Origin of the sequence: Streptomyces sp. NPDC057565, from assembly GCF_042801455.1 — a bacterium.
GTDB lineage: Bacteria > Actinomycetota > Actinomycetes > Streptomycetales > Streptomycetaceae > Streptomyces > Streptomyces yanii.
In genome coordinates, this window is record NZ_JBHVFU010000001.1 from 169,730 (window position 1) to 191,386 (window position 21,657).

Here is a 21,657-nt window from a genome sequence, read left to right on the forward strand (position 1 = left end):
GGATTCCCATGGGGACGCTGCCGTCCCACGATGACCTGGAGCGGGGCTCCTGTGCCGCTGGTTCAACGGCTGTCCGGGCGTGCTGGAAGGTAGTGGGAGACCTTGAAAGGGTGCTCGGGATCCACCAGTGATCTGGCCTTCTCCTCGACCGACCGGTCGTATCCGGTGAGCCGGCCACCGTGCTGCCGCTCATGTTCCTCCCATGAGGCCACCTCGAAGACCTCCAGATATGTGTCCGGTTGCGAGCCGTCACGGAACAGATCCCAATGCAGTGCGCCGGTGCGCAGCCGGGAGCGGCCCACATCTCCCATCGCGTCGGTGAAGGCATCGGCACGGTCGGCTGGAACGCGGTACTCGACCGTGACGAGAACCGGCCCGGTCGACGCCGAGGGCTCCAAGATCATCACGGGAGTCGGCCAGTGCATTGAGGGCGATCGGTCCAGAGCGGTGTCGGGCAGGGAGAGGTACAGCCCGGCCAGGGAACTGATCACCAACACTGTCGCCGCCACCAGCAGAGCTCCCCTCAGGCCGATCCCGTCGGCGAGTCCGCCCCACACCGCGGCACCGATCGCCAAGCCGCCCTGGAAAATCGTCAGATAGACGGCCAGGGATCGCGCGCGCACCCACTCGGGGGCTGTGACCTGCATCTGGGCGTTGAGGATCGACAGGACGCCGACCCAGGCGAGGCCGGAGAACATCAAGACCACGCCGACGACCCAGGCAATCCTCACCACAGCGAGTACGACGAGCGTCATCGCGAGCAGGACACCCCCGGCTGCCAACGTCACATTGCTCGACCAGTGGCGACGCACTTTCGGCAGCAGCACAGCCCCCAGGACTGCTCCTGCCCCCACCGCCGCGAGCAGCAGGCCGTACCCGCCGACCCCCAGGCCCAGCTGCTGATTGGCGGCGACGGGCAATAGCGCCCACAACGCGGCCGCGCAAGGGACGTACAGCAGTGATCTGCCGAGGGTCCTGCGGATGCGCGGCGCGTGGCGAACGTAGCGGTAGCCTGCCCTGATCGCGGGGAGCATCCGCTCGGCGGCCAGGTGGCTGGTGGCCGCAGGAGGGCGCCAGGTGGACAGCGCGGTCAGGGTGACGAGGAAAGATGCGGCGTTGACGGCGAAGACTGTGGCCGTGCCGGCCAGCGCCACGACAAGGCCGCCGAGAGCAGGGCCGACCGCACGGGCGACATTCATGTTCACACCGCCGAGAGCGGCGGCGGCCGGAATCTGGTCGCGCGTGGCCACGAGGTCAGGCTGGATGGCCTGCCATGCCGGATTCATCAAAGCCGTGCCGCAGCCCAGCACGAAGGTCAGAGCCAGGACACCGGAGGAATTCATCAGACCCAGCGCCGTCAGAACGGCGAGCAGCCCGGAGGCCGTGAGCATGAGGACCTGGGCGCAAACCAGAAGCCTGCGGCGGTCGACGATGTCGGCCAGGGCGCCAGCGGGAATACCCAGCAGGAGCACCGGCAGGCTCGCGGCCGTCTGCACGAGAGCGACCAGCCCTGCCGACCCGGACTGCTGGGTGATCAGCCACTGGGCGCCGACCGTCTGCATCCAGCTGCCCACATTGGAGACGAACTGGGCCAGCCACAGTGTCCGGAACACCCGCAGGCGCAACGGTGCCCAGGGCGATTCCATGCCGGAAGGCGGGGTAGGCGGCCGGCCCGAGACCGCGGTATCGCCGTTTGCAGGTGGAGTCATCCGCAGCCGCCCCTGGAGTGGTGTGCCATCAGCCGGCGTCGTGGGGTTCAGCCCGGGCTGTGGCCGCCGAGCATGGCGTGGGCGTAGGCGACTCCCTGCCCGTAGGCCCCGGCGTGCTCCACGACGACGCCCATGACCGGCTCGTAGGTCTCGGTGCGTCCCCAGTCGCGCTGCCACTCAAGGAGGGTAGTGAGCCAGGTCGTGGGGATGATGCCGTGCTGCGTCATGCGCAGGATGGCGTTGTCGTGCGCCTCTACCGACACTCCGCCGCAGGCATCGGTGGGAACGAACACCTGGTAGCCCTGGTCGGCTGCGGACAGAGAGGCGAGCGAGATGCACACCTCGGTCCACAAACCTGCCATGACGATCTTGGGCCGTCCAGTGGCCTTGACCGCGTCGACCACCCGCTCGTCCTCCCAGCAGTTCATGGTGCTCCGGTCGATGTGCTCGGTGCCGGGGAACTGTTCCGCGAGGGGTTGGAGCAGGGGGCCGGAGAAAGTCTTGGAGGCAACGGTGGTCAGCACGACAGGCACGTCGAAGATCTTGGCGGACTTGGCGAGAGCCACGGCGGCGTTGATGATCTTGGCGCGATCGGTGCTGGTGGTGCCGAAGAACATCTGTGGCTGGTGATCGACAAACACCACCACGCTGTCCTGCGGGGTGAGGAGCTGCGCGGCAGGGTCAGCCTTCGCGTCCTGAACGTTCACCATGGTCTCTGCCTTTCAATCGTTGTTGGTGCTCGATGCTCTGGTGCCGACAGCCCGTTGACGGGTTTGTTCTGCGGCAGGTCACAGAACGAAGCAGGCGTCGAAGATTTCGTATGCGGCGGCATCGTCAGGGGCGAACCCCTGGACGATGCGCCACTGGCGGTGTTCCTCGGATTCAGCCACGGCCTCGACCAGTGCCTGGGCCTGCCGCACTCCGGAGGGCGGGGTGGGGAACATCGTGCTGTGATACCCGCCGTAGTGGCCGACAGGGCTCCAGGACGGTGCTGCCTCGGGCAGTGCCGGAGCGAGTCCTTCGAACTCGCCTGCCGCGTGGACGACATGTCCGCCGACAACGGTGAGCAGCGACTCGATGTGGGAGATGTCGTCTTCCGGGACGGTGAAGTAGTCCGCCGACAGGACTGTCAAGTCGGCGTAGTAGCCCTCCTTGAGGATGCCCTTGACGTCGCTCTCGCCGCTGAGTTCGGCTCCGGCGGCGGTATACATCCGCAGGGCGGTTTCCCTGTCGACCCTGTTTTCGGCAGATGCCAGGAGCTGGCCGCCGATGGAGCGCCCACGCACGAGCCACTCGAGGGAGAGCCAGGGGTTGTAGCTGGAGACTCTGGTGGCGTCGGTGCCGGCGGCGACCGTGAGGCCCTGGTTGAGCATCTTGCGGATCGGCGGGGTATCCGAGGCTTGGGCGGCTCCGTACCGCTCGCGGAATGCACTGCCCTGGAACATCATCCGGTTCTGGATGGAAAGGGCGCCCCCCATGGCCGCGATGCGGCTCAGACCCGCCTCGGAGACGGTTTCGGCGTGGTCGAAGAACCAGGGAACACCACGCGGGAAACCGGTGTCGGCCGCGATCTTGTCGAACACGTCGAGGTTGGCGTCGATGGTCTCCCCGTAGGTGGCGTGCAGGCGGAACCCCCAGCCGTTGTCGAGCAGCAGGCGTAGTGCTGCCTCCAGTTCGCTGTCCGCGTGCTCCGGCCGCAGTGGCCGCGGCTCGGTGAAGTTCTCGTAGTCGGCGGGCGACCAGGCCAGGTTTTCCCCCGCTCCGTTCAGACGCAGCCACTCATCGCCGTCGCCGGGCCGTACCATGCCGATCCACCGTCGCAGGTCGTCCAGTTCCTGTCCGGCAGTCTGCGGGAAGAGGTGGTAGGCGATGCGCATGGTCAGCAGACCCTGTTCGGCGAGCTTCATGACCGCCCCGTAGTTCTCAGGGAAGTTCTGGAAGCCGCCGCCGGCGTCGATCGCGCTCGTTAGGCCGAGCCGGTTGAGCTCGTGCAGGAAGTGCCTGGTGGAACCGATCTGTTCCGCGTCCGACAGTTTGGGGCCTTTGGCCAAAGTGGCATAGAGCAGGCCGGCCGCAGGAGTTGCGAGCAGGAGACCGGTGGGTTCTCCCGAGTGGTCCCGGACGATCTGGCCGCCGGGGGGAGCGACACTGTCCTTGGTGAACCCGACTGCCCTTACCGCGGCACGATTGAGAATCGCGGACTGGTAGAGGTGCAGCACGAAGACAGGAGTGTCAGGTGCTGCGGCGTTCAGCTCCGATACCGTGGGCAGGCGTCGCTCGGCGAACTGCTCCCCTGTCCAGCCACCTACCACACGCACCCACTGGCCCATGGGGGTACGTGCAGCTTGCTCGCGCAGCATCCACAAGGCGGTGCGCAGTGAGGGGACACCGTCCCAGCGCAACTCCAGAAGGTAGTTCAGACCGCCGCGGATCACGTGCAGGTGGGAGTCGTTGAGTCCTGGAATGACACGTCGGTTGAGCGCGTCGATGATGCGGGTGTTTGGCCCCACGAGGGGGGCGATACTCGCATCGTCACCGATGGAGACGATGCGTCCGCCACGTACGGCCAGGGCGGCAGCGCTGGGCCGGGCTGCGTCTCCCGTGTGAATACGCCCGTTGCGGATGACCAGTTCGGCCGGCTCCTGCACGTGCGAGGCAACGGTGATGCCGTCTACTGGCATTGTATTGATCATGTGGACACTCCATGGGCCACGTGACTGCCGGTGCGGTCAGCCCCGTACTGCCGGACGCGGTGCTGGCCGGGCGGGCGGGAGCCCACACTGAGCAGCCTCGGAACACTCCGTCAGGGGCGGGTTGACTGCTGCACGGTTTCACCAGGAGCCTCGTTTGCTGCTGGGCCATCCTGTGAGCGCGTGCGCGACGGCCCCAAAACCTCGGAGCTGACACCAAGAAGACGAGAAGAGATCCTTGTCATGTCGCCATTTGAGAGGCTAGCCGCATTCAACTGTCCAGGCATCTCGGGCCGGCCGGCCTGCCATGCAGGCAACCACGGTTGCGGCGGAAGAACCCCATGGTGCTGCTGGCGTGAAACGGTCGGCGTAGGCTGGCAGACGGAGAGTGGCCATCGACCTCCCGGTCCGGCATGTCACCCATAGAGCAGGGAATTCTCCATGTCCATCTCCGATCGTGACAGTCGGGGTGATCGGTTGCCCGACGCCCCGGAGCAGGCGGAAAATTCGGAACTAACCGGGCTGATGTATTCCGCTGTACACGATGCCGTATGCGCACTCGCTGTCGAAGCTTCGGCGGTTTATCTCCTCAAAGGGGACGACGACGGGCGTGCTGCGATGATCGGAGGAACATCACCGACAGTCTTCGCCGTTCCTGAGTGTTACACCGGACCTACGCGGGCGAATCTGGAAGATGGTGCCGTTTTTGACATTCCTGTTTCTCCCGGAGATCATGCCGGACCTGAGTTCTGGCCTTTTTCCTGGCGCGTGACTGCAGCTCCCCTCTCCTACCAGGGCCGCCGGTTCGGGATGTTTACCGTGATGCGACTCGCGAGCCAGAAGAAGATCAAATCGGATCATGCGGAGCGTGTCTGGCTCGGAAGTCGGGCGATGCGGTTGGCGCGCGACCTGTCGCAGTTGGCGGAGCGGGGTACCCCCGTCGTTCCCGATGTCCGCCCGAGCTTGGTCCCCCTGTACGGGAAGTCATCGGCAACGCAGCCCTCGGTATCTGCGTGGGGAATTCAGGAAATACCCGGTTCGACCGGCATGACGTTTACCTATCAGCTCAACCTGGCCCACTCCTTGAACCGTGCGATAACCGTCGATGACGTGGTCACGCAGGCGTACGAGCACCTCGCTGTGGTTTTTCGCGGTCAGGCAGTCATGCTCAGTACCGCGAACGACGGGCGCACATGGGTGAGCGGTCACCGAGGTCTCCCCTCGGAGTTCATCAAGAGAGTCCACGGATCCAGTCTGAAGGACAACACGCCTCTGGCCGCGGTTTTGCAAGGAAATGCAATGTTCTTCCATGACCGGTCACAGCTGTTCATGGCGTATCCGGAGGCACCCGACGACGGTTACCATGCGTGGGCGCTGCTACCTTTGAGAGGCGGAGGGAAAACAGTAGGCGCGTGTTGCCTCAGTTTCGATAATTCGCGGCGCTTCACGGACGCCGAGAAAACCGTTCTGATGCTCATGGCCGACCAGTTGGGTTCGGCACTGGAGCGTGTCTTCATTTGCGAAAAACAGCATGCGCTGGCCGAGAGCGTGCAGAGATCACTCCTTCCGCGTACCCTCCCCGCCCTGCCGAGCGTGGTCGTCTCTGCCCGGTACCTTCCCGCGGCGCCCGACTCCGGAGTCGGAGGCGACTGGTACGACGTGATGGATCTGGGGACGGGTAAGACCGGCGTGGTGGTCGGTGACGTGGAGGGACATGACGTCCGAAGCGCTGTCGACATGCGGCTGTCCTTGTACGGGGGTCGCCTTCGCGTTGAAGTGCGGGACTCCGATCCGCACCCGCCTGTTCCCTCAGCCATCTCCGTTTCTCCGGAGGAGATGGCCCGGGCGGAGCACGGCCGAGGCATGGTCATCGTCGGTGAGCTTGCCTCGGCCTGGGGCACCGCTCCCAACGGGCTGGGAAAAACGGTGTGGATGGAACTGGAGACGTGACGTCCACGGCTCACTTCTGACCGGCGTGAGAAGTCTGCTGTACGTCGTGGATCTCGGCGATGTAGCCACCGGGGAACTTCACGATGGCGCTGTTGCGGCCTGACGCGGAGTGAGGCCCCCACAGCACCGTGGCACCGGCGGCCTTGGCCTTGGTCAGGGTGCTCGACAGGCTCGACACCTCGTATCCGGTGACCTCGCGCCCGAACGGGTAAGGCAGATGACCGTCGGTCACCATGATGACGGTCCTCCCGAAGGGGGACGTCAGGCGGATTTTGCGGTACGTCTTCCCGGGCAGGCCGATCTCGCCCGCGTCCGCCTTCGGGCTGTCCGACAGAACTGACCCGCTGCTGAACTTCAGATAGGAGCGCAGAAACGCGCTCACCGCGTCGGCCGGCACATACACCCGGTTCTCCGGGATGGTCTTCAGCGCCTTGTACGCGGGTGCCGTTGTGTGCCAGTACACCTGGGTGTTGATTCCACCGGGGAACTGGATGACCGCATCCCGGCCGACGGGGTCGGGGAAGGGGGACACGATGACATGGGCCCCGCTGGCCTGTGCCTGCCGGATTCCGGCTGCCATGTTCGTGAGCAGCCAGCCGGTACGCTCCGACCCGAATGGGTAGGGTATCGGCGTTTGAAAGTCGAAGACCGAGAGGGTGCCGACGGGCGAGAAGATCAGTTGGGACTTGGTCTGGCTGGGGGTGGGGGTGACGTCGGTGACCGACACGGCGGTGCTCGTTCCGCCGAAGGTGGCTTTCCAACTGGCGGCGAACGCGGGCATCTTGCCGGGCTCGATGTACACGTGGGTCGTGTCGTACTGAGGGCCGACGGCTATGGAGGAACTGCTGGAGGCAGTCTTTTCCGGGGCGTTCGTCGAGGTCGGGACCGCGTAAACGGCCAGCAGGACGGATGCAGCTGCCAAGGGCGGAAGAATGGCGAGAACACGACTCCTCATGAGGACTCCTCCGAGTCGAAGCGGCTGTCGGGGATGTTCTCGGTCCGGACAGGTCACTGCCGGATCGTGCAGAGAGCTCCTGTGACTGCGTAGCGGAGTCACATACCCGCTTAGAGTAAAGAGATCTTCATTGTGGCGCATTTCGGAGCGACAGGACTTCAAATGATCTACGACTCCGGGTTCGATGGGGAGAGCTCGCCTACGACAGCCGCGATCTAGGAAAACAGGCGCATCGGCACAGCTCCCGGCCGTCGCACCGGAGAGCGGCCGTCGGCAGACGTACGCGCTGCTGGCCCGCGCGATCACCGAGCCTTCGAACGGGCCTGCCATCTCGCGTACGCCTACCCACACGAGGACGAGGACACCGCCCGCACACTGGTGTCCGCGCCGGAGTCCGTGCACAGCTGCTTGCGAATTGGCCTGGCTCGCCGCTTGCTGCACGCCGCACGGGCGGCGCGCGGCAAGCGGACGGGGCAGACTGGCTGCTGGCCACGGCGGAGTGCGCATGCGACGCCGGACAGCTGGCGGAAGCGGCCGAGGCTGCCGAGACAGTCCTCGCCGAATCGGGCTCGGCACGCCGACGGGCATGGGCCCGGCCGGTCCTGCTGCGCAACGCCGGCCAAGCGCTGGAGGGCGCCCGCGGACTGACCCAGGAAGACCTGCGGGACGCCGTCGGCCATACGCGGCCTGCTGTGTGGGGAGTTGGAGGAGACGACCCGGTATGCCCGGCGCGTTGCCCACAAGTTGCCGTGGCGGGCGACACGGAGACCCGGATCGGGGGCGCTCGCCGCTCTTGCCCGGGTGCGTTCCCTGATCGGTGATCCGGTTGCGGCCGACGTCGCGCTGAGGAGGTGCTCGCCTTGGCCGGGAGTGTCGACGGCGGTCGACCGCGCCGTCGTCTTGTCCTCGGCAACACGTGAGGTCGTACTGGCCGCGGCAAGGACGGCGGCCAGGGCCTTTGGCCAGGCGAGGGGCACGCCGTCCCGGTGGCCGCTTTTGCCGCGAACATCGCGGGGCCGGGCAGTCCGGAGCAGTGCCCCGTAGAGGGCGCGCGGTCATGAGACGGGTCGCCCCGGCGCCGCCTCGCGCTCGGGGCCTTGGGTGGCGCCAGGCGCTCGCTCACGCTTCGCCGGTGACTGCTTCAGCGCCTTCGTCGCAGTGATTCGGCAGAAGTATGGCGTTCGAGGCCGCACCGGGATAGAGACTCGACGCGCAGGTCCACTTCCGCCACCTCCTTGTCCTTTACGATTTCGCCATCACATAGCGTGAGGAATAATGTGAGAGGCGTGATTGAAGCGCTGCGCAGTCCGCGGCGTCCCCTCGTGCTCGGCTCGGTGCTGACCGTCGCGCTTGTCGTGCAGTCAGCTCTGCTCATCGCCCAGCAAATGCAGATCGACGACCTGCAGATGCAGCCCGTCGACGTCCAGGAGAGCCTTGAGCCTGGCCCTGCCGGACCGTCCGGCCCCCCTGGCCCCACTGGTCCCGCCGGCCCTATCGGCCCGCCAGGCAAGGACGGCGCGAACGGGAAGGACGGCACGAACGGGAAGGACGGCAAGGACGGTGCGAACGGGAAGGACGGGAAGGACGCTGTTGCCCCGCCGGCGCCGGCGCCAGCGTCGAGCTAGACCCTCGGCCGCGCTGGCCGGCTCCTCCGTCGTGCGCTGGAGGGTGTTCCACCCTTGCGCGGGCCGGATAGGTGCCATCGGAATTGCGTACAGCATCCGGACGGGCTGCAACGCCGCTGAGAGTGCCGGACGGACCGGTGGCCCGGCGCGGGATCGTCAGCGGGCCGTCGAGGGCTGTTCCCGGTTCGTCGCGTTCATGACGGTTGTGGCCTGAAAGCAGACGCCGAAGCCCGTGACGCATCTTGGGCTTCTCCGCCTGATCGGAGGCGGGGCGGCATCGGCCGGCTCGAGCCCCTGGCGCACCGAAGTTGCGCCTGGATCAGGTGAATATGGTTCCACTTGCCCGCCTGCGCTTCGCCGGTGATGCACTTCAGCGCCTCCGCGCGGTGATTGGCAGAAGTCGGGTGTCCGGTCGCCCCAGGAAGGACGCTCGACATGGAGGTCCGCCTTTGCTGCGTCCTTGCTCTGTACTCTTTGCCGCCACATAACGTGAGGAATGATGTGAGAAGTGTGAAAGAGGCGTTGCGTAGCCCGCGGCGCCGCCATGTGCTCGGCGCAGCGCTGACCGTCACGCTCGTCGCGCAGACAGCTGTGCTCGTCGACCACCAGCAGCAGATCGACGAACTTCAAGCACGACGCATCGCCCTCCAGGGGAACGGTATCCGGCAGGGCCCGCCCGGCCCGCCCGGCCCGTCTGGCCCCTCCGGTCCGCCGGGCCCTACGGGCGCGACAGGCGCGCCGGGGTGGCAAGGGAAAGACGGCTATCACGGCGAGAGGGGGCACAACGGAAGGAGAGGGATGAACGGCAGGAACGGGGTGGTTATCTTCAGGTGACGTTTGATCAGGCGCGGCCACCGGCGCGTGCTCGTGGTCGCGCGGCTCCGCGAGGACCTGCCCGACCGTCTCACGGGCAATCACGAACCGCTCCCACGCGGCCTCGGCCTTCCGAAGTTCAGGTTGCAGAACTTCCACCCGCTGTCGGGCCGCACGCTCCCGCTCCTTCAGCAACCCCATCACCGACGGCACCTGGCACCTCCATCGAGGAGACAACACGACATGCCATCACTGCCGCACGAGACCCGGACTATGCCTGAACAGCAGAAACACAGCGGTCACGCTTGGAAAGGCAACGGCTTCCTGCCGCACCGATCACCCGAATTGCGCAGCACAGGACTCTCTGCATCACGCGTGCGAAAGACCATCACGAGTAGGGTTGCAAGTCGCCACGGCCCCACTATCGCGGGAGGCTCTTTTGCGCGTCCTGATCGGCGTCATCGGTGCGCTGGTCGTCCTGGGGACGTTCTCATCGGTGCTGCGCACATTGCTGATCCCCCGGCCGACCCGGTCCGTCTTCACACGGCTGCTGCACAAGACGGTGCAGGTACCGTTCCAGTTCGTTGCGGACCAGTGCCACAGGTTCGAGACCAAGGATCGTGTGCTGGCTCCAGTGGCGGCCGTGTCCATTCTGTTCCACTTGGTCGGATGGCTGGCCGGCGCCTGGCTGGGCTATTCAATGCTTCAGACAGCCGTCAGCGGATTCCATGCAATGGACGCGCTGCGGGAGACGGGCGTAGCGCTTTTCACGCTCGGCTTCGCCAGCAGCCGTAGCGTTGAGCTGACGCTGCTCGACCTTTGCGCAGCTGCGACCGGGCCCATCATCATCGGCCTCCAGATCGGCTACTTGCCCGCTTTGTACAGCGCCTACTCCCGCCGCGAGGCCGAAGTGACGACGCTGCAGGCTCGGGCCGGCAGTCCAGCCTGGGGGCCGGAGCTCCTGGCCCGCTATGCACAGATCGGGCTGACCGACAGCATCACGGATCTGTTCCGCAACTGGGAGCGCTGGTCGGCTGAGGTCAGTGAAAGTCACACCAGCTACGTGGTGCTCAGCCGCTTCCGCTCACCGAGGGCCAACGACAACTGGCTGATCTCGTTGCTGGCCGTCATGGATGCCGCAGCCATGCAACTCGCCCTCAATCCCAGCCACCCGCAGGCCGATGCCCGTCTGGTAGTGCGGACCGGCTTCGTCTGCTTGCGGAACATCGCCGCGGTCTGGCGCCTGCCATTCGAACCAGACCCTTCCCCCGATACTCCCATCCGGCTCACGTATGAGGAGTTCGCCGGGGCCGTCGCCCATGTCACCGCCCACGGCTACGCCGTCGAACGCGCCCCGGAGCAGGCATGGCCGCACTTCAGCGGCTGGCGTGTCAACTACGAGGACCTCGCATACCGCTTCGCTTATCTCCTGGACGCTGTCCCCGCCCCCTGGTCTGGCCCGCGGCGCACATCCAAGGAGGACATCACACCCGTCACTCCCGTCGACCGCAAGCCGAACGTCGCCTGTTGACAGCGATGGATGCAGGCGGGTTCTTCGCGGAGGGTCTCTACTGCAGCACGCCGGTCGAACCTCTCGGTACAGCTATTTGTCTGCATCAGGAACGGGTCGCAAGGCGACAGCGGTGCTCCCCACGCTTACGGCACTGACCAGCAGCGGCCAGCCCAGGCCATGATGCAGGACGAGCCAGCCCCCCAGCAGCGCACCTGCGAGCATCGCCACCACCGCAACGATGCGCCGTAGGGCGCGTGGATTGGTGCCGCCGGCAAGGGAGGAATCGAAAGCGAGACCGGTGACGGTCAAGGTCAGAACCGTCGTTGTCATGTCTGGAACGGCCAGCTTGCGCACCGTGCCGTTGCGCATCCCCATAGCTGCTGCGGTCAGGGCGATCACGGAGTACCTGATCCCGGACGGGGCGGCGAATGCCACAGCCGTGGCCACCCCCAGCAGCGCCGCCTCAATCACAAGGGAGGCTCGCAGCCAGTAGTGGCGCGGACGATGGCGCAGTGCCAGTTCCAGGCGGCCAGCCGCCACGGCTCCGACGACGAACGCGGCGAGGGAGATTACTGACGCGGACACTGAGAAGCCCGGCGCTCCCGCCAACGCGAATGCGATGATCACCACGTTCCCGGTCATGTTCGCAGTGAAGACATGGCCGAGCCCGAGATAGCTGACCGCGTCCACGAGCCCCGTCACCATCGTGAGAACGATGAGAATGGCGAGCAGCCGGGTCGGGTGAGCAGGACTGCGTTCTACGTCGAGGCGACGGTCTGGGTTCGTACCGTTCACGGTGAGCCACCTTCGGGAAAGCGATGTGATGCGCCCAGGACCGGCCGTCATGGAGGCCGGTCAAGGTGTCAGCCCCCTCCATCGTCGAGGCCGCCACTGGCGGTCCGGCGGGTTGCCTCCGCGATACAACTCCCCTCCTACTCCTCGACCGGCTTCAGCGCCGAGATCGCCAAGGAGATCAGCAGCGCCGCAGAGAAGGCCGGCGCAGAGGTGCGCTTGCTCAAGGCAGCGAAGCTGGCCCCTGAGGCCGCCATCGCCTCCAACGAGGCCTGGGCAGCTCATGCCGCGGCCAGCGCCGGCATCACGGTGGTCACTCCGGCCAATGTCGAGTGGACCGACGCTGTGATCTTCGGCTCCCCCACCCGCTTCGGCAACATCTCCTCGCAGCTCAAGCAGTTCATCCACGCTCTCGGCGGGCTGTGGGCACAGGGCAAGCTCCCCAACAAGGTCTACAGCCGCTACGCCACCCGCGCCACCGCTCACGGTGGCCAGGAGTCCACGCTCCTCGCGTTCTACCACTCCATCCACCACTTCGGTGGTATCCGTCGGTGACGAGACCCGCAATTCCGCCCGCCATCAGGCCGAGCGTGTCGTCCAGCTTGCCGCCGCCCTCAAGGCAGGGCTCGCCAGCTGACCCACACTCCACACCGGCCGTGCTACGGGCCATCCGCTCCCGGCCGCCTATGTGAGTGTCGACGCGGCCCGGGCCCTTGTCGGCACAGGTGATGTCGAAGCGGTTGCCGGGGACTCGAGGGAAGGGCGAGTCGCCGAAAGTGGAGGGAACGCCTTCGCTCCCCGCTCCGTCAAGGTTATGAATCGATCGGGAGACGTGCATGGGGCCCGAGCTCCCCATGGGTTTTCGCGGTACCCGGTGAGACGGAGCGCGCACGCTCCGGAAGGAGGACCACTGATGCGGGTCGCACTTTCACTCCCACGTGACGCCGACAGGTCGGCGCGGTCGCGGTTGCTGCCGTTGTCCTCGGTGATCGTCATGGTCGGGGTTGTGCTGACGGCCGCCTGTACGACGGAGGGCCAGGCCGACGGGTCATGCGCGTTCATAGCCACGTACGAGGGCCGTACCTATACGGACGTGTCCGGGCACATCGACTTCACCGTAGGCAACACACTCGGCACCGCCGAGTTCCCGCCCTGCAATGACACACCGAACGACGGCGATCCGGAACTGCCCGAACCGACCACGGCTTACGCTGTCGACGGCGTGGATCCACGTAGCGCCATCGCGGTGGGGAGCACCCCGGACGACGTCACGCTGGTCGCCGTCCAGAGGCCCGATGGCAGCCTGCCTCCGGAGGTCGAGGCCCTGATCCGTAAGGCATAGTCCTCAACCCACCACTCTCCCTAGTGCCCCTCCCGGCAAGCTTTGCCCCGTCGCGCCGCCCAGCACGCACGCTCGCCGCGTTGGCCAAAAGCCCTAGTAGCTCCGCTACGAGGGCTTCCGGCCGCCTTGCGATCGCACGCACCGGACGACGCTCCTCATGGGGCAAACATTGCCGGTCCCGGCACTAGCTTCCATCCCGTCCGCCGTCGACCCACACACCGTGGAGCGGGCGTGGTTCAGGGCGTCAAGGTGGAGCGACTTACGCTGCCGTCGGTAAGCAGCCCTCGCAGGTAGACCTGCCCCCAGCGGCGCCGGCCATTGCGCGCGAACGGTTCGAACACTTCCGCCACTCACGCCTCCAACTCACCATGCACCACAGCAATCTCGCCCAAAGCCGCACACTCCCAACGCCACACCGGACCAGGAGGACACGCACCACCACAGCCGCCCCGACCAAGCTCTATTGGGCGGGCACCAACTCCGGCGGTACGAAGCCCGCTTCGGCCAGCCGCCGCCACAGTGCGTCCGGGACGGGGAGACGCGACGCCGCCGCGTTCGCCGTGACCTCGGCGGCCGACCGGCAGCCGACGACAACCGACCCGACGGCCGGATGCAGGGACGGGAACTGGATCGCTGCCGCGGCGAGCGGCACTCCGTACTCCGCACACAGTTCCCGGCATCGCCGCGCGCGGGCCAGGGTCTGCTCGGGAACGGGGCGGTAGTTGAACATTGCGCCGGGGGAGGGGTCGGCGAGGAGACCGGTGTTGAAGACCCCGCCGACGACGACCGAGGTGCCGGTCTTCGCGCACAGCGGCAACAGCGTCCCGAGCGCGTCGTGGTCCAGAAGTGAGAGCCGGCCCGCGATGAGGACGACGTCCACCTCGAACTCCGCCACGTACGCGGCGAGCGGCGCACTGTGGTTCATGCCGAACCCGATCGCCCGTACCAGTCCTTCGTCCCGCAGTCGGCGCAGCGTTGGGTAGGCCGTGCGCCGGACCTCCTCCGGGAAGTCGTCCGCGTCGTGCAGATAGAGAATGTCGACCGACGACCGGCCCAGGCGGTCCAGGCTCGACTCCAGGGACGTGCGGATACCGGACTCCGTCCAGTCCGTGACGACCTCGCCGGGCGAGCCGTCGGGCCGCGGCCGCAGCAGCCAGCCCGTCTTCGTGGAGATCAGCGGCGCCGTGACGCCCGCCGGTGCAAGAAGGCGGCCGAGCCTGTCCTCGGCCTGACCGTGCCCGTAGCGCGGTGCCGTGTCGAAGTACGTGATCCCCTCGTGGGCCGCGGCCTCCAGCGTGGCCGCCGCGTCCGCCTCGGTCACCTCCTCGAACAGGCCGCCCAGCGGTGCGGTTCCGAGGCCCAGGCGGGGCATTTCGAAGGGCAGTCGGCCGGTCATCGCGACACCTCCCAGACCGGGGCGTCGCAGGTGGGCCGACCGCCGCGCAGGGTCATCGTCAAGGTCAGCCGCACCTGTGTGCCTCCGGACAGTTCCACGCGGCAGTACGGGCCGCCCACGTCCTGTACGGGACCGTCGTCGACCTGCGCGGTGTGCACGACGTGTTCGGCGAACGAGCCCGCCTGCACCACCAGCGAGCGCGCGGTGCCACCGAGGTTGACCAGTTCCACGACGGTGCGGTCGGGACGGATGTCGGAGACGAGCGCCGCGACGTCCGCGGGAAGTCCCGGCCGCTGCCCGGCGGCGTCGTAGTAGCGCAGATGCATATGGGCGAGGCCCCCGTTGTAGAGGACCTGAGGGGAACCGGTGGTCAGCTGCAACAGCGCCTCCGTGACGACGGGGTTGAGGTCCTGCCAGTGGTGGATGTCGAGAATGCCGGGGCCGATGGCCGGGTTCACCGGGTCTTTCTCGATGGCCGCGACGCGTTCGGCGCAGGAGTCGAGGGCGCTGCGCAGCATGCGCTCGGGGAAGCCCGGGTTTCGGCCCTGCAGGAACTCGTACCACGGCTCCTCGTGCCCGGCCTCGTCCTTGATGCGCTGGGTGTGCACCGTCGTCCAGTCCCAGTTCGCGCCCGCCCGCAGCCGCTCGATGCGCTCCTGATCCCGATTCTCGCGGCTGAAGTGCCACAGGGACAAAGGCAGTTGGCCCGGCATCACGGTGAAGTCGAACCAGCCGGAGTCGTTGTGCCGCTGCGGGACCATCAGCGTCCGGTCGGCGCCCATCGCGCGCAGATGCGGATCCCAGCGCTCGCCCAGGGTGCCCCGGCCGTCGGCGCCGCGCTGCTCGCCCTGGCGCAGTACGGCATCGAGCGGGTTGCGGGCCAGGTCGAGGTAGGCCGCGTCGCCGGTCAGCAGGGCCGCGTTCGAGGCTCCGACGAGGGTGGCGCTGCCTACGGGGGAGAGGCCGTGCGGCCAGGACCAGCCGTAGTGTGCGCCGTACCACCGGCCGCCCAGGTACTCGCCGACCGTACCGCTCAGGCCCGCATTGTCGGGGACGACATCGTGTCCGTCGAGCCGTTCGCGCCAAACGCCGACGTACTCGGCCACCCAGTCCGCGTAGCGCTGCTCACCGCTGAGGAGAAAGGCGTTCGTGGCCAGTCCCGTCGCGGCCAGATTGACGATCGTGTCACCACGGCCCATCCGGTCCCACATCGCACGGCCGTAGGAGCGGGCGCGCTCGGGGTCGGCCGCGAGCTGGTCGAAGGACGTGACGTCGTCCATAGCGTCGAGCGGCAGCCCGTACGGGCGCAGGGCGAGGCTCCACGGGAAGTACGGCTCTTCGTCGCTGAATCCCGGGCGCGGCCCCTCCGATCCGTTGTGCGGTGCGCGCACGACCCGGTGTTCGGGGTCGTAGTTCGGCCCGCCGGGCAGATAGAAGTCGGCGCAACGGCGGGCCAGTTCGCGCAGTTGGGGGTCGCCGGGGTCGGCCAGGCACAGGCCGTAGAAGAGCAGCAGGCCCTCGCCCTGGTGGAACCAGTCGTAGCCGCGCTCCAACCCGCCCCGGAGCATGCCCATCTCGGTGAGCTGCGCGGACACGCCGCTCCAGTGCCGCCGTGCGGCCGCCAGGAGATCCGCGCTGCCACCGAGGACGTACAGCGTGGGCCAGTTGAAGAACGGCTCGTAGAAGTCGTCCACGCCGTCGCGGCCGTCCGGGCCCACGCCGAGCGTGTCCCGGAAGACGAGGCGGCCGTCGCCCTCGGTGTAGCGGTCCGCGAAGAGCCGCCAGGCTTTGTCCTGGTAGGTGAGCAACTCCCGCTGGAGCGTGGCCCAGCGGGGCATATCGGCGATGCTGCGGGTCGCCCGGAGCAGGGGACCGGGCACGGTGACGGCCGTCATCGACCCACCCCTTCACCCATGCTCGAGCCGTTGGTCCGTTGGTCCCTGGACATCAAGAACATCCGCCCCTCGCAATCGCCCATCGATAGCCGATGGTTAGACTCACCGGCGCGAGCCAGCCTGTCAATACTCGGGAACGGCACCTCAGGAGGATCCCGACCGTGATCGACTGCCATGTGCACCTGTGGGACCCGGCGTCGGGATTCCCATGGATCCGCCCGGGAAGCGTCCATCACAGGGCGTTTCGCATCGACGACCTGGGTGCCTCGAGGCCGGATGCGGCCGTGACCGGGGCGATCCTGGTCGAGGCGTCCCGCGGCGACGCCGGCGAGACACTTGCCCTGCGCGCATGGCGGATGAGCCGGCCCGACCTTGTCGCGGGGTACGTGGGAAACCTGCACGTCCACGGCGACGGCGGCCCCCGGCGCTTCCGCGCCCTGCTGCGCGATCTGGGCGACAGCCGCCCGAACGGCATGCGCCTGGGCGGTGCGAGCTGGGCGGACACCCCGGAGGCCGCCCATGTGCTGGTGCCCGAACTCGCTGCGGCCGGGCTGGTGTTGGAGCTCAATCTGGGCTCCGGGGCGCTGCGGGCGGCGGCCGAGGCGGCCACCCGGCACCCCGGGCTCACCGTGGTCGTCGACCATCTCGGCAACCCGCCGAACCTCCGCACGGACCCGGGGGAGTGGTACCGGGACCTGGAGCGGGCCGCCTCGGTGCCGAACGTGGTCGTCAAGATCTCCGGCCTGCTCACCCAGCAGCACGGCGTACCGCCCGAACGGACTGCGGAGTTGGTCAGGCACGTGGTGGGCGCGCTCGGTCCCGACCGATGCCTCATCGGCTCCGACTGGCCGATCTGTCTGCCCCGCGGCAGCCGCGCCGACTCCCTGGAGCTGTCCTGCCGAGGTCTCGACCGGCTCTCGGACGACGAGCGCGAGCGGGCCCTGCACACCAACGCCGTCCGGGTGTACGGACTGCGTGGTTGACACTCGTCGAAGCACCCTGATTCGATTCCTTCGATGATCGATAGGCGATGAAAACTGCCCGGGCCCAACCGGCCCCGACCTCCGCGGAGATGCGACATGGCGTTGTTCGATCTGCCCCTGGAAGAGCTGGAGCGATATCGCCCGGCTCTGGACGAGCCCGACGACTTCGACGCGTTCTGGCGCGAAACCCTCAGTGAACAGGGGGACTTCGCTCCAACCGCGACGTTCGAACCGGTCCACAACGGGCTTGCCACGATCGACACGTACGACGTGACGTTCGCCGGATACGGCGGGCACCCCGTACGCGGCTGGCTGCAACTGCCCGTCACCCGCACCGGACCGCTGCCCGCGGTCGTGGAGTACCTGGGATACGGCAGCGGACGCGGGGCTCCGCACGAGAAGCGGCTGTGGGCATGCGCCGGCTACGCGCACTTCGTGATGGACACCCGGGGGCAGGGCGCCGAGACACCCGATCCCGATCCGGCCTCCGGCGACATCGCCTCGCCCGGCTTCCTGACCCGCGGCGTGCTCGACCCGCGGCGCTACTTCTACCGCCGCCTGTACACCGACGCCGTACGCGCCGTCGCCGCCGTACGCACTCACCCCGCGGTCGACCCCACGCGCGTCGCGGTCACCGGCACCAGCCAAGGCGGCGGCGTCGCGCTGGCCGCGGCGGGCCTGGTCCCCGACCTCGTCGCCGTCATGCCGGATGTGCCGTTCCTGTGCCACTTCCCGCGCGCCACCACGATCACCGACAAGCCGCCGTACGCCGAGGTCACGCAGTTCGTGAAGCTGCACAGGGCGCACGCGGGCACGGTCGCCCGCACGATGGCGTACTTTGACGGCGTCAGCCTGGCCCGCAGGGCGAATGCGCCGACGCTGTTCTCGGTCGGACTCATGGACCGCATCTGCCCGCCCTCGACGGGGTACGCGGCGTTCAACCACTACGGCGCCGAAGGCGAGGTGGACCAGGCCGACAAGCACATACGCGCCTATCCGTTCAATGATCACGAAGGCGGCGGCCCCACCCACGAGGTCGTGAAATTGGAATGGCTGGCCAAGCAGCTGAACGGCGCGGCCTGATATTTTTCGGGATCCTTTCCTCCTGCGCACCCACCGAGATTCCATCGATAGACGATGAGCGCGTACCATGACACAGCTGGCTCGCCCCATCGCAGGATTGGGAATTCATGGCATCGAATGCGTCGGCTGGATTCGTCTCCACGCTGGCCACCAACAAGGACCGGTTCCGCAAGACCCTGATCTCCGACCAGGTCTACGAGCTGCTCCGCCAGGCCGTCGTCGACGGCGATCTCGCACCGAACGAGCGCGTGGTCGAGTCGGAGATCGCCCGGCGTCTGGGGGTGAGCCAGGCCCCGGTGCGGGAAGCGGTCAAGCGCCTGGCCCGTGAGGGCCTGCTCATGCACGTCCCGCGCCGCGGCCACTTCGTCGTCGAGATCTCCGCGCAGGACGCCGAGTACGCCCGACAGGTACGCGAACCGCTGGAGCGACTCGCCGCGCAGCTCGCCACCGAACACCTCACCGACGACAACCTCCGCGAGCTCGACGCGCTGGTCGAGCGGATGCGGGACGCCGTTGCCGCGAATGATGTGAGCCTGTTCCGCGACGCCGACATCGAGTTCCACACCGTGGTCAGCCAGATCGCGGGCAATCCGTTCCTGGCCCGGATGTGGGAGGTCATCGAGCCGAGCCTGCGGACCCTGCGGGCCATCTCCGACCCCCTCTTCGAGGGGGACTGGAGCGCCATGGCCGAGGAGCACGGCCGTCTCGTCGGACTGTTGCGGTCCGGGGACGCCGAGCTCGCGGCCGCGGCGTTCGCCGACCACGCGGCCGGCCGCGGACCGGTCCCGGACGCGCGCGAGGTGAAGAGGAAGCCGCGCAAGGCCGCAGCCAAGAAGTGAGCACCACCCCGGAGCCACAGGCCCGAGCCGGACATCCGGCTCGGGCCTTCTTGCGGGGAGGCGGTCGTGGCTAACGGCGTGCGCCCGCTGTCCACTTGGGTGCCCCGTACTGGTAGGCGCCGAGGCTGGGCGTCGCATCCGTCGAGCCGTCATTGATGCCCGGCAGCGCGATCGCCTGGTTGCGCGCAGGAGAGTCGGCGGTCAGCCGGTAGTCGTGCCCGGCCGCGTCGACGAAGAGCGGATCGGTTTCGGCGGGCAGATTGTTCGAGAGTACGAGCCCGCCGTCGGTGGCACCGGTCAGACCGCGAATGGTGCCGATGTTGTTGTAGATCTCTGTGCCGGTCGACTGCCCCGGCTCCTTGACGTAGAACAGCGTCATTCCGCCGGTGTTGTTGTACACACCGTTGTTGTGCGAGCCGGTGCCCAGACCGTTGAGCATCACCGTGCCCTCCCGGTTGCCCCAGCCCACGTTGTTCGCGATCACCAGGTCGCTCTGCCCGTTGTCGGCGTAGACACCCGAGATCCCGAACGTGGTGAGCGTCGTGGCCGGCTCCGGATCGTGCAGCACATTGTGATCGATGGACGTCCCCATCATGGAGGCGCTGCAGCAGGTGTAGATCGCGGCGACGTCGAGGCTGAGGCGGGCGTACCCCGAGATGTCGTTGTACGCGATCAGGTCCTTGCCCGGGGTGAGGCCCTCCACGGTGTTCCACTGGAGGTTGATGCCGCTTCGGCCGACCCGGCTGATCGTGTTGTGCGTGACCGTCTGGCTGTTGCCCTGTACGGCGACGCCCGCCGCGTACGTCCCCATGTAGTCGACATCGTGGATCACGTTGTCCGTGGCGGTGTTGTTCTGTCCGCGCAGTGCGATGCCGTTGCCCGCGCTCAGCGACAGATTACTGTTCACGATTTTGTTGTACGTTCCGTCGAGGACGATGCCCGTGTCGCCGACGCCGCGCGTCACCGTGCTGCCGCAGTCCGTCGCGCCGCGCGTGATGTCGGTGTAGTGCGACAGATACGTACCGTTGATCCCGTCCAGCGTCACGCCCGTGCTGGTCGGGCCCGTCCTGATGGTGGAGGCGAACAGTCCGACGCCCGTCACCGTGGTGTGGCTCGCGGCCGTCAGGTCGAAGGCCAGCGCCCGGGTCTTCGCCTCGATGGTGTGCGCGGCGGGGCTGTCCTCGCTGTAGAGGTACAGACGCTTGGCGGCCGGGTCGTAGAACCACTCGCCGGGGCGGGAGAGTTCACCGATCTTTCCGGCGAGGGCGTACCGCGTCTCCTTCGGTACGACCTTGTGCACGCACGGGGGCGCCACGTCGAGCGTCACCGAGCCGATGGTGGAGCTCTTCACCGTGCCGGTCGCCGAGACGTACCAGTAGCCGGTCAGGGCCCGCGCGCCGTCCCAGTACCCGGCGGGCCGAGTCAGGGCCTCGTCCGCGATCGTCGCCTCCGCGCTCCCCGCACCCGCGTACTGCAGCGTGGGGTCGAGCAGGTCGAGCCCCGGGTAGGGCCATTGCGCCTCGACGCCCGCCTTCTTGTCGGTGAAGACCTGCACGGTCGTCACGTCGGAGCCCAGGTCGACGGAGGTGCTGTAGACGTGTCCGGCCGCCACGGCGTCGCTGAACGCCGAGTTCTGGGCGTACGGATCACTTTTGGCGATCTCCGTGACGTCCGCGCCGGTGACGGGTGAGAAGCCGCGCACCGGCGCGGTCCCGCTCAGCGTCACCTTCGCCCCTGGCGCCGCCCGGTAGGTGATCGGCAGCGCGGCGGTGCCCGACCGGGCCGGCGCGACGGTCTCGGCGTACGTACCGGACTGGATCAGACAGGTGTCTCCGGGCTCCATGACGTCGGCACACCGCTGGATGTGCTGGAATGCCTGACCCGTGGTGGTGCCCTTGTTGGAGTCCCGGCCCGACGGAGCGACGTAATAGACCGCGCCCGCCCGGGGCTTGTGCGGGTACGCGGTGGCCGGAACGGCGGCCGCCACCACGGACAGCGAAGCGAGCAGGGCGGCTGCGGACCACGACCCCTTACCGGGGCGTGGCCACCATCTCCTCGACACTGGATGGTCC

The 21,657-nt window shown here is 67.6% G+C and carries 15 protein-coding genes and 1 pseudogene; 8 read left to right on the forward strand and 8 right to left on the reverse strand.

What is annotated here, in order from left to right:
• Nucleotides 1-62: 62 nt before the first annotated feature.
• From ACFU8W_RS00755 to ACFU8W_RS00765, 3 genes are all read right to left on the reverse strand, one after another.
• On the reverse strand, nt 63-1,646 hold the full coding sequence (locus ACFU8W_RS00755; RefSeq protein ID WP_384030962.1) for an MFS transporter: 1,584 nt from the start codon (nt 1,644-1,646) through the stop codon (nt 63-65).
• A 110-nt stretch (nt 1,647-1,756) separates the two neighbouring features.
• The gene (locus ACFU8W_RS00760; RefSeq protein ID WP_384030964.1) at nt 1,757-2,419 is read right to left on the reverse strand and encodes a hydrolase; all 663 of its coding nucleotides are present in this window, start codon (nt 2,417-2,419) and stop codon (nt 1,757-1,759) included.
• A gap of 78 nt (nt 2,420-2,497) precedes the next feature.
• Nucleotides 2,498-4,402 (reverse strand): amidohydrolase, encoded by a 1,905-nt coding sequence (locus tag ACFU8W_RS00765; RefSeq protein WP_384030966.1) that lies wholly within the window; start codon nt 4,400-4,402, stop codon nt 2,498-2,500.
• 438 nt (nt 4,403-4,840) lie between these two features.
• Between ACFU8W_RS00765 and ACFU8W_RS00770 the strand changes: the two genes are divergently transcribed.
• The gene (locus tag ACFU8W_RS00770) at nt 4,841-6,349 is read left to right on the forward strand and encodes a GAF domain-containing protein (RefSeq protein WP_384030968.1); all 1,509 of its coding nucleotides are present in this window, start codon (nt 4,841-4,843) and stop codon (nt 6,347-6,349) included.
• Between the two features lie 10 nt (nt 6,350-6,359).
• On the opposite strand, the gene ACFU8W_RS00775 is transcribed toward ACFU8W_RS00770, so the two are convergent.
• On the reverse strand, nt 6,360-7,271 hold the full coding sequence (locus ACFU8W_RS00775) for a glyoxalase (protein WP_384030969.1): 912 nt from the start codon (nt 7,269-7,271) through the stop codon (nt 6,360-6,362).
• 1,319 nt (nt 7,272-8,590) lie between these two features.
• Between ACFU8W_RS00775 and ACFU8W_RS00780 the strand changes: the two genes are divergently transcribed.
• Entirely contained in the window at nt 8,591-8,929 is a 339-nt protein-coding gene (locus ACFU8W_RS00780; RefSeq protein ID WP_384030971.1) for a hypothetical protein, read from the forward strand.
• A 1,252-nt stretch (nt 8,930-10,181) separates the two neighbouring features.
• The gene (locus ACFU8W_RS00785) at nt 10,182-11,273 is read left to right on the forward strand and encodes a hypothetical protein (RefSeq protein ID WP_384030973.1); all 1,092 of its coding nucleotides are present in this window, start codon (nt 10,182-10,184) and stop codon (nt 11,271-11,273) included.
• Nucleotides 11,274-11,345: 72 nt separating this feature from the next.
• Here ACFU8W_RS00785 and ACFU8W_RS00790 read toward each other — a convergent pair whose 3' ends face one another.
• Nucleotides 11,346-12,050, reverse strand: coding sequence for a YoaK family protein (locus ACFU8W_RS00790; protein WP_345515760.1), 705 nt, complete (start codon nt 12,048-12,050; stop codon nt 11,346-11,348).
• A 123-nt stretch (nt 12,051-12,173) separates the two neighbouring features.
• Here ACFU8W_RS00790 and ACFU8W_RS00795 point away from each other — a divergent pair.
• Together ACFU8W_RS00795 and ACFU8W_RS00800 are read left to right on the forward strand one after the other, a co-directional pair.
• Nucleotides 12,174-12,684: pseudogene (locus tag ACFU8W_RS00795) on the forward strand (flavodoxin family protein).
• A gap of 276 nt (nt 12,685-12,960) precedes the next feature.
• The gene (locus ACFU8W_RS00800) at nt 12,961-13,389 is read left to right on the forward strand and encodes a DUF6281 family protein (protein WP_384030975.1); all 429 of its coding nucleotides are present in this window, start codon (nt 12,961-12,963) and stop codon (nt 13,387-13,389) included.
• 460 nt (nt 13,390-13,849) lie between these two features.
• Here ACFU8W_RS00800 and ACFU8W_RS00805 read toward each other — a convergent pair whose 3' ends face one another.
• A complete protein-coding gene (locus ACFU8W_RS00805; protein ID WP_384030977.1) occupies nt 13,850-14,785 on the reverse strand; it encodes an aldo/keto reductase in 936 nt (311 codons plus the stop codon).
• Nucleotides 14,782-16,680 (reverse strand): hypothetical protein, encoded by a 1,899-nt coding sequence (locus ACFU8W_RS00810; RefSeq protein ID WP_384030979.1) that lies wholly within the window; start codon nt 16,678-16,680, stop codon nt 14,782-14,784. The genes ACFU8W_RS00805 and ACFU8W_RS00810 overlap by 4 nt, the downstream gene beginning before the upstream one ends.
• A 92-nt stretch (nt 16,681-16,772) precedes the next feature.
• Here ACFU8W_RS00810 and ACFU8W_RS00815 point away from each other — a divergent pair, with 92 nt between their 5' ends.
• The 3 genes from ACFU8W_RS00815 to ACFU8W_RS00825 all read left to right on the forward strand — a co-directional run bounded on the left by ACFU8W_RS00815 (nt 16,773) and on the right by ACFU8W_RS00825 (nt 19,585).
• Entirely contained in the window at nt 16,773-17,663 is an 891-nt protein-coding gene (locus tag ACFU8W_RS00815; RefSeq protein ID WP_384030981.1) for an amidohydrolase family protein, read from the forward strand.
• A gap of 96 nt (nt 17,664-17,759) precedes the next feature.
• Nucleotides 17,760-18,746, forward strand: a complete 987-nt coding sequence (locus ACFU8W_RS00820; RefSeq protein WP_384030983.1) for an acetylxylan esterase — start codon at nt 17,760-17,762, stop codon at nt 18,744-18,746.
• A gap of 107 nt (nt 18,747-18,853) precedes the next feature.
• Nucleotides 18,854-19,585, forward strand: a complete 732-nt coding sequence (locus tag ACFU8W_RS00825) for a GntR family transcriptional regulator (protein ID WP_384030985.1) — start codon at nt 18,854-18,856, stop codon at nt 19,583-19,585.
• 70 nt (nt 19,586-19,655) lie between these two features.
• On the opposite strand, the gene ACFU8W_RS00830 is transcribed toward ACFU8W_RS00825, so the two are convergent.
• Nucleotides 19,656-21,647, reverse strand: coding sequence for a right-handed parallel beta-helix repeat-containing protein (locus ACFU8W_RS00830; RefSeq protein WP_384030987.1), 1,992 nt, complete (start codon nt 21,645-21,647; stop codon nt 19,656-19,658).
• Nucleotides 21,648-21,657 lie beyond the last annotated feature (10 nt).

Excerpts from the sequence above, each read along its gene's own strand:
- ACFU8W_RS00755 (WP_384030962.1), bottom strand. The coding sequence starts at position 1,646 with ATGGAATCGCCCTGGGCACCGTTGCGCCTGCGGGTGTTCCGGACACTG.
- ACFU8W_RS00760 (WP_384030964.1), bottom strand. The coding sequence starts at position 2,419 with ATGGTGAACGTTCAGGACGCGAAGGCTGACCCTGCCGCGCAGCTCCTC.
- ACFU8W_RS00765 (WP_384030966.1), bottom strand. The coding sequence starts at position 4,402 with ATGATCAATACAATGCCAGTAGACGGCATCACCGTTGCCTCGCACGTG.
- ACFU8W_RS00770 (WP_384030968.1), top strand. The coding sequence starts at position 4,841 with ATGTCCATCTCCGATCGTGACAGTCGGGGTGATCGGTTGCCCGACGCC.
- ACFU8W_RS00800 (WP_384030975.1), top strand. The coding sequence starts at position 12,961 with ATGCGGGTCGCACTTTCACTCCCACGTGACGCCGACAGGTCGGCGCGG.
- ACFU8W_RS00805 (WP_384030977.1), bottom strand. The coding sequence starts at position 14,785 with ATGACCGGCCGACTGCCCTTCGAAATGCCCCGCCTGGGCCTCGGAACC.
- ACFU8W_RS00810 (WP_384030979.1), bottom strand. The coding sequence starts at position 16,680 with ATGACGGCCGTCACCGTGCCCGGTCCCCTGCTCCGGGCGACCCGCAGC.
- ACFU8W_RS00815 (WP_384030981.1), top strand. The coding sequence starts at position 16,773 with ATGGTTAGACTCACCGGCGCGAGCCAGCCTGTCAATACTCGGGAACGG.
- ACFU8W_RS00820 (WP_384030983.1), top strand. The coding sequence starts at position 17,760 with ATGGCGTTGTTCGATCTGCCCCTGGAAGAGCTGGAGCGATATCGCCCG.
- ACFU8W_RS00825 (WP_384030985.1), top strand. The coding sequence starts at position 18,854 with ATGGCATCGAATGCGTCGGCTGGATTCGTCTCCACGCTGGCCACCAAC.